The following is a 5261-nucleotide window of genomic DNA, read 5'->3' as shown; positions in this document are numbered from 1 at the left end:
ACGGGGTGGCGGGTGGTGCGGCGGCCCCGCCGGATGCGCCAGCCGGCGTCCAGGACGCGCAGCGCGAGGTCGGCGTCCTCGCGGAAGGCGTGCGTGAAGCGCTCGTCGAAGCCGGCGACCTGCTTGAGGGCGTCGGCGCGGTAGGCCATGTCGGCGGTGATCCAGCGGGCCCGGGCCAGTCCGGCGGTGCCCCGCTCCCAGTCGGTGGGGCGGCGCTCGCCGGGCAGCGGCACGGCGATCACACCCTGCACGGCGCCGGTGTCGGGGCTCGCCTCGGCCAGGTCTTGCGTGAGCTGGTCGCACCAGTGCGGGCCGACCTGGACGTCGTCGTCGAGGAAGGCGACCCAGGGCGCGGTGACCGCGCGCAGCCCGGTGTTGCGGGCGGCGGCGGGTCCGCGGCCGCCGCCGGTGAGCACGGTGGTGCGGGCGCGCAGGTCGCCCAGCACGCTCAGCGGGTGCTCCAGCGCGTCCGGCTCGGGCTCGGGCCGGTCGTCGACCAGGACGATCTCGTCCGGTCGCGGTCCGGTCGCGGCGGCGAGGGCGGCCAGGCAGTCGGTGAGGGTGCCCCGCGCGAGCGTGGGGATCACCACGGCGTAGGCCGGCCCGGTCACGGTGGTGCGGCCGTCGGTGCGGGTCATGCGTACGCCCTCCCCCTGCGTACCGCGTACGGGCCGATCGCCAGCAGGTCGACGGGCGCGGAGCCGAAGCACTCCAGCGCGTCGCGCGGGTCGTCGACCATGGGCCGGCCGGCGGTGTTGAGGCTGGTGTTGACGACGACGGGCAGCCCGGTGCGCTTCTCGAAGCCGCGCAGCATGCGGGCGACCAGCGGCTCCTGGCGTTCGTCGACGGTCTGGACGCGGGCAGTGCCGTCGACGTGCACCACGGCGGGGATGCGGCCCCGCCAGTCGCGGTGGACGTCGTGCACGAACAGCATGTACGGGCTGGGGATCGGCCCCTGGAACAGCTCGTGGGCGCGTTCGGCGAGCACCATGGGCGCGACCGGCCGGAACTCCTCGCGGCCCTTGACCCTGTTCAGCCGCTCCAGGTTCTCGGCCCGGCCCGGGTGGGCGAGCAGGGAGCGGTGGCCGAGGGCGCGCGGTCCGTACTCGCTGCGCCCCTGGAACCAGGCCACGACCCCGTCGCGGGCCAGTTCCTCGGCGACCGCCTCGGCGATGTCGTCGGGCCGCTCGTACGGCACGGCGGCCTCCTCCAGCCGGGCGCGCAGCTCCTCGTCGCTCCAGCCGCGTCCGAGGTCGGCGCCGGGCAGGGGTTCTGGGGCGGCGCCCTCGCTCGCGGCCAGGTACAGGGCGCCGCCGAGCGCGGTGCCGGCGTCCCCGGCGGCGGGCTGCACCCACACGTGCCGGTACGGGCCCTTCGCGGCGATCTTCGAGTTGGCGACGCAGTTGAGGGCGACGCCGCCGGCCATGGCCAGGGCCTCGCCGCCCGCCTCGCGGTGCAGCCAGTGGGCGAGTTCGAGCAGGGTCTCCTCCAGGACGGCCTGGCAACTGGCCGCCAGGTCGGCGTGGTCCCGGGTCCACGGCTCGCCCTTGGCGCGCGGCGGGGCGAGGTCGGCCCAGTCGACGCCGTGGGCGCGGAAGCCGCCGTCGCCGGTGGCGTGGACGTACGGGCGCAGCCGGGGCAGGAAGCGGGGCTTTCCGTAGGAGGCGAGCGCCATGACCTTGTACTCGTCGCTGCTGCGCAGGAAGCCGAGGTGTTCGGTCAGCTCCTCGTAGACCAGGCCGAGGGAGTGGGGCAGGGCCTGCGCGGCGAGCGTGTCGAGCTTGCCGTCGTGGAAGCGGCCGGCGAGGTGGGAGGCGGCCTCGCCGCGGCCGTCCAGGACGAGGACGGCGCTGTCCGGGTGCGGGGAGGCGGGCCCCGCGGAGGCGGCGTGCGCGACGTGGTGCGGCACGAAGACGACCTTGGCCGGGTCGAGGCCGGGCAGTGCCTCGGCGAGGAACTCGGGGGCGCGGCGGGCGTATTCCAGGCGCAGCGGGTCCCACGGGTCGAACAGGCCCATCTCGGCGGCCGGGCGGGCCAGGGCCGGGTCGAAGGAGTACGTGACGGCGTCCAGCTCCTCGGGCCCGATGCCCGCGTGCTCCAGGCACCAGCGGGCGGAGAGTTCCGGCAGTTCCCACGCGGAGAACGGCACCGGGCGCTTGCCGTGCTTGCGCCGGCTGAAGCGCTCCTCCTCGCCGGCCGCGACCGTCGTGCCGTCGACGACGAGGGCGGCGGCCGGGTCGTGGAACAGGGCGTTGATACCAAGGATGCGCATGGGGCGGCTCCGTCCCGTTCGTCGGATGGTTCGGCGTGCGGGGACCGTGAGGGCATTCGGGCTTCTGGGTGCCGCGCCTCGGCTGTCTCAAACACGTGAAGCCAACCGGCCGCCGGAAAGGGGGAATTTTCACCCCATGCCAGTATTTGGTGACCTACGGTGAAGCTCCCTGGCCAGGGCGGGGCAGTACGGTTCAGGACACCACGGTCTACTGTCCCGAAAGGGCTCCCGGGCCCTACGCCGCGACGGAGCGGGCGAACCACCCGATGGTGTGCCGAAGCCCCTCGGTCCAGCTCACGCGCGGCTGCCAGCCGAGCCGTTCCCGGGCCAGCCGGGTGTCGGGCCTGCGCCGCCCGGGGTCGTCGACGGGGCGGTCGACGAAGCGGACGCGGGAGGCGGAGCCGGTGAGCTCCACGATCCGGCGGGCCAGCTCCAGCACGGTGATCTCGTCGGTGCCGCCGATGTTGACCGGGCCGGTCTCCTCGGAGGCGGCCAGGGCGAGCACGCCGTCGACGGTGTCGTCCACGTAGCACAGCGAGCGGGTCTGGCTGCCGTCGCCGGCCACGGTGAGGGGCATGCCGTCCAGGGCCTGGGCGATGAAGGTGGGCACCGCGCGGCCGTCGCCGGTGCGCATGCGGGGGCCGTAGGTGTTGAAGATGCGGACGATGGCGGTGTCGGTGCCGTGGACGCCCCGGTGCGCGGTGACCAGGGCCTCGGCGAAGCGCTTGGACTCGTCGTAGACGCTGCGCGGGCCGACCGGGTTGACGTTGCCCCAGTAGCCCTCGTGCTGCGGGTGCTCGAGCGGGTCGCCGTAGACCTCGGAGGTGGAGGCCAGCAGGAAGCGGGCGCCGTCTGCGCGGGCGCGCTCCAGGGCGTTGCGGGTGCCGGCGCTGCCGGCGTCCAGGGTCTGCAGCGGCAGCCGCAGGTAGTCGGCGGGCGAGGCCGGGCAGGCGAAGTGCAGGACCAGGTCGAAGCGGCCGGGCAGGCCGCGCACGGCCCCGGCGTCGGTGGCGTCGGCGCGCACGAAGCGGAAGCCGCGGTGCTGTTCGAGCTCGGCCACGTTGGCGCGGGCGCCGGTGACCAGGTTGTCCAGGCACACGACCGCGGCGCCGGCCTGGAGCAGGCGCGCGCACAGATGGGATCCCACGAAGCCGGCTCCGCCGGTCACCAGGGCCCGGCGCCAGGTGTGTCCGCTCACGGGACTCTCCTCACTCTCGCCTTCGCTTGCGTGACGGCTTGAGTAACCCGGCGGCCGGAAGGCCACACATGGGCCGGTTCGGCCCGGTCAGGCTTTCGATATCAGGCCATGTCCTGCTATACACTGCGTATATACCTGCTGTGTATAGTCCCGGCATGCGTTCTGCGACCAGCAAGATGACGAAAACGGGGGCCCGGTTCCGGGCGGGTGCGGCGCTGGCGGGGGCCATGTGCCTGACGCTGGCTCTGACCGGCTGCGGACAGGGGGAGACGACCGCGCCGAGCACGGCCCGGACGTACGCGGCGGCGGGCGCTCCGGCCCCGTTCGGCGCTGTGGACTGCCGTGAGGCCAAGTGCATCGCGCTGACCTTCGACGCCGGTCCGAGCGAGTACTCCGCCCGGCTGCTCGACATCCTGAAGGAGAAACAGGTCCCGGCGACCTTCTTCCTGCTCGGCGCCCGGCACCTCGAGAAGTACCCGGAGCTGGTCCAGCGGATGGACGCCGAGGGTCACGAGGTGGCGAGCCACACCTGGAGCCACCCGATCCTGACCCGGATACCGCCGGAGCGCATACGCGAGGAACTCGGTCGCACCAACGAGGCGATAGAGCGCCTGACCGGGCGCAAGCCCACCCTGATGCGCCCGCCGCAGGGCCGTACGAACGCCACCGTGCACGAGATCTGCGGGGAACTGGGCCTGGCCGAGGTGCTGTGGAGCGTCACCGCCAAGGACTACACCACGAACGACTCCGCGCTCATCACCCAGCGGGTCCTCGCCCAGTCCTCCCGGGACGGCATCATCCTGCTGCACGACATCTACCCGGGCACGGTCCCCGCGGTGCCCGGCATCATCGACGCGCTGAAGGAACGGGGCTATGTGTTCGTCACCGTCCCTCAGTTGCTGGCGCCGGGGAAGGCGGAACCGGGGAAGGTGTACCGGCCGTAGCGGGCGGCGGGCCGGGCTCAGCCGCTGTCGCCGAGGCGGCGCCGGTACCGCAGTCCGGGCCGCCCGTCGACGCGCAGCTCTCCCACCTCGGTGAAGCCGTTGCGCCGCAGTACGGCCCGGGAGGCCGGGTTGTCGAGGGTGGTGACGGCGGTGAGCGCGGAGAGCCGGTACTCCTCGGCCGCGAGACGGCGGACCTCCCGTACGGCGGCGGTCGCCAGTCCCCGGCCGGCGGCCCGCTCGCCGATCCGGTAGCCCAACTCGGCGCAGCCGTCCGCGATGTCGACGAGGTTGACGCGGCCCACCAGGACGCCGTACCGGTCCAGGACGAGGTGGAACCGGCAGACGCCGGCGTCCTGCTCGGCGAGCAGGGCCCGGTGGCGGGCGGCGAACCCGGTGAAGTAGGCGTCCCCTCGGTCCGGGACGGAGCGGGCGAAGTACCGGCGGTTCTCCCGCTCGAAGGCCAGCAGGGCGTCCGCGTGGTCGGGGCGCAGTTGCTCCAGCGTCAGCATGGGCGCGAGGATACGGCCACTTGGGTGACCCGGTGGTGAATGCGCAGTCGGGCGGGACCGTGTGCCTACGATCGTCCTGTGGTCACCTTCTCTCTCGAGCGCACCGCGCCGCTGCCCGTCGACGAGGCGTGGCGCCGGCTCACGCGGTGGTCGCGGCACGCCGACACGGTTCCGCTGACCCGCATCACCGAGGTCACGCCCCCGCCGACCCGGGTGGGCACGGTGTTCGTGGCCCGTTCGGGGATCGGTCCCCTCGGCTTCGACGACCCGATGGAGGTCACCGTCTGGCGTCCGCCGGCCGGCGGACGCCAGACGGTGACCTCCATCGGGTCGTCGAA

5 protein-coding genes and 1 pseudogene are annotated in these 5261 nt (G+C 73.8%); 2 read left to right on the top strand and 4 right to left on the bottom strand.

The genetic code is table 11. From position 1 onward, the window contains the following. The 3 genes from C1I97_RS30740 to C1I97_RS30730 all read right to left on the bottom strand — a co-directional run. Positions 1–638 (bottom strand): glycosyltransferase family 2 protein (locus tag C1I97_RS30740; RefSeq protein WP_146608345.1); only part of this gene is annotated, 638 nt, incomplete at its 3' end. Beyond that, complete coding sequence (locus C1I97_RS30735; protein ID WP_111006357.1) at positions 635–2272, bottom strand: carbamoyltransferase family protein; 1638 nt, start codon at positions 2270–2272, stop codon at positions 635–637. The genes C1I97_RS30740 and C1I97_RS30735, both read right to left, overlap by 4 nt. 235 nt (positions 2273–2507) lie before the next feature. Next, on the bottom strand, positions 2508–3470 hold the full coding sequence (locus C1I97_RS30730) for an NAD-dependent epimerase/dehydratase family protein (protein ID WP_111006356.1): 963 nt from the start codon (positions 3468–3470) through the stop codon (positions 2508–2510). A gap of 176 nt (positions 3471–3646) precedes the next feature. On the opposite strand from C1I97_RS30730, the gene C1I97_RS30725 reads away from it, so the two are divergent. Further along, positions 3647–4414 carry a polysaccharide deacetylase family protein gene (locus C1I97_RS30725; protein WP_111006355.1) on the top strand — a complete coding sequence of 256 codons (768 nt, stop codon included), beginning with the start codon at positions 3647–3649 and terminating at the stop codon, positions 4412–4414. A 17-nt stretch (positions 4415–4431) separates the two neighbouring features. Here C1I97_RS30725 and C1I97_RS30720 read toward each other — a convergent pair whose 3' ends face one another. Then, positions 4432–4923 carry a GNAT family N-acetyltransferase gene (locus tag C1I97_RS30720; protein ID WP_111006354.1) on the bottom strand — a complete coding sequence of 164 codons (492 nt, stop codon included), beginning with the start codon at positions 4921–4923 and terminating at the stop codon, positions 4432–4434. A 78-nt stretch (positions 4924–5001) separates the two neighbouring features. Between C1I97_RS30720 and C1I97_RS30715 the strand changes: the two are divergent. Beyond that, positions 5002–5261: pseudogene (locus tag C1I97_RS30715) on the top strand (hypothetical protein); the annotation flags it as partial.

The sequence above is a fragment of the Streptomyces sp. NTH33 genome (genome assembly GCF_003236365.1).
Taxonomy (GTDB): domain Bacteria; phylum Actinomycetota; class Actinomycetes; order Streptomycetales; family Streptomycetaceae; genus Streptomyces.
This window is presented reverse-complemented; position numbering and strand designations above follow the sequence as displayed.

Coding starts and splice junctions, on each gene's coding strand:
- C1I97_RS30735 (WP_111006357.1), bottom strand. CDS start 2,272: ATGCGCATCCTTGGTATCAACGCCCTGTTCCACGACCCGGCCGCCGCC.
- C1I97_RS30725 (WP_111006355.1), top strand. CDS start 3,647: ATGACGAAAACGGGGGCCCGGTTCCGGGCGGGTGCGGCGCTGGCGGGG.
- C1I97_RS30720 (WP_111006354.1), bottom strand. CDS start 4,923: ATGCTGACGCTGGAGCAACTGCGCCCCGACCACGCGGACGCCCTGCTG.